At 77.6% G+C, this 1776-nt stretch carries 2 protein-coding genes; both read right to left on the bottom strand.

Annotated features, from left to right (window positions below):
- Positions 1–23: 23 nt before the first annotated feature.
- The gene (locus E1285_RS44925) at positions 24–536 is read right to left on the bottom strand and encodes an N-acetyltransferase (RefSeq protein ID WP_132161010.1); all 513 of its coding nucleotides are present in this window, start codon (positions 534–536) and stop codon (positions 24–26) included.
- Positions 536–1627 carry a ribosome small subunit-dependent GTPase A gene (rsgA, locus tag E1285_RS44920; protein ID WP_132161009.1) on the bottom strand — a complete coding sequence of 364 codons (1092 nt, stop codon included), beginning with the start codon at positions 1625–1627 and terminating at the stop codon, positions 536–538. The genes E1285_RS44925 and rsgA overlap by 1 nt, the downstream gene beginning before the upstream one ends.
- Positions 1628–1776: the final 149 nt, after the last annotated feature.

Here is a 1776-nt window from a genome sequence, read left to right as displayed (position 1 = left end):
CCCCGCCGGCCACGGCCCTCACCTCAGACGCCGAACGGCGGCGGGTAGGCGATCGTCCCGGACGGAACCGGGCCCGGCCCGTCCAGCACCAGCGCCATCAGCGCCTCGTCCGGCACCTCGAACGGCGCGGACACCCCCAGCGCCGACGCCCGCACGAACCCGAACCTCGGGTAGTACTCCGGATGCCCGAGCACCACCAGCCGCTCGCCGGCCCGCTCGCCGGCCCGCGCGGCCGCCGCGTCCAGGACCGCGCGGGTGGCCGCGCCGCCCGCGCCCCGCCGCTGGTACTCCGGCAGGACCGCCACCGGCGCCAGCGCGAGCGCGCCGGACCCGCCGACGCGGCACCGCGTCAGCAGCGCGTACCCGGCGACCCGGCCGTCCGGGGTCTCGGCGACCGCCGACAGGCCCGGCACCCACGCCGCGTCCCGGCGCAGGGCGTCCACCAGGACGGCCTCCTCGGCGGTCGGGAACGCCGCCTCCACCACCCGGCGGACGGCGCCGGCGTCGGCGGCGGTCTCCGGCCTCGTCGTCCACATCACCGGTCCCGCCCCCGCTCCTTGTACATCTGCCGCTGCCACCGGGTGAGCGCCTTCCACCGGTCGTTGCGCTCGGCGCGCAGCCGCGCGTCGCCGCGTGCGGCGATCCAGTCGTTCTCGCGCTGCAGCTTGCGGTAGCTGGCCAGGCGGCGCGGCGGCAGCGTCCCGTCCTCGATCGCGGCCAGGACGGCGCAGCCCGGCTCGGTGCGGTGCGCGCAGTCGCCGAACCGGCACCCGGCGGCCAGGTCCTCGATGTCGGCGAAGACCTCCCGCAGCCCCTCGGACGCGTCGAACAGGCCGACGCCGCGCAGGCCCGGCGTGTCGATCAGGACCCCGCCGCCCGGCAGCGGCAGCAGCTCCCGCCGGACGGTCGTGTGCCGGCCCTTGCCGTCCTGCTCCCGGACGGCGCCCGTGGCCAGCGCCTGCGTGCCGAGCAGCGCGTTGCCGAGCGTGGACTTGCCCGCGCCCGACGGCCCGACCAGCACCACCGTGCCCGCCAGGACGGCGCGGACCACGTCGACGCCGTCGCCGAGCGTGGCGCTGCACGACACCACGTCCACGCCCGGGGACGCGGAGGCGACCTCCGCCTCGGCGTCGGTGACGGCGCCGGACGCCTCGTCGGCCTTGGTGAGCACGACCAACGGCCGCGCCCCGCTCTCGAAGGCCAGCGCCAGCAGCCGCTCGACGCGCCCCAGGTCCAGGCGCGCGGCCAGCGAGACGGTCACGGCGACGGTGTCGACGTTGGCGGCCAGCACCTGGCCGCGCGAGTCCCGCGACGCCGACGACCGCACGATCGCGGTCCGGCGCGGCAGCAGCGCCGCCACTACGGGCCGCCCGTCCGGGCCGCCGCGGCGCAGCGCCGCCCAGTCGCCCGTGCACGGCGCCGCCGCCGGGTCGTCGCAGGAGGCGACGGGCCCGGTTCCGGCCCGCATCGGGCCGTCCTCGGTGACCACGTCGCACAGGCCGCGGTCGACCGCGGCCACGCGCGCGGGGATCAGCCCCGCCGCGCGATGAGAGGTGAAATCGTTCTCCAGGGCCGCGTCCCAGCCGTAGTCGGCCAGGCGGGACGGCCCCGCGAATGCGAAGGACAATGTTCTGGAACCCTTGCGTGAAGAGGGCCCCGGCGCGCACGCGCCGCAGTGGGAATGCGGGACGGGATCAGCCGGCGGCCCGGGAAATGAGGACAGGCTGAGTGCTGCGGGCAGCAGCCACCGCAACGACGGCCATTCGTCCCCACCTC

Source organism: Actinomadura sp. 7K507 (assembly GCF_004348425.1).
Taxonomy (GTDB): Bacteria; Actinomycetota; Actinomycetes; order Streptosporangiales; family Streptosporangiaceae; genus Spirillospora.
This window is presented reverse-complemented; position numbering and strand designations above follow the sequence as displayed.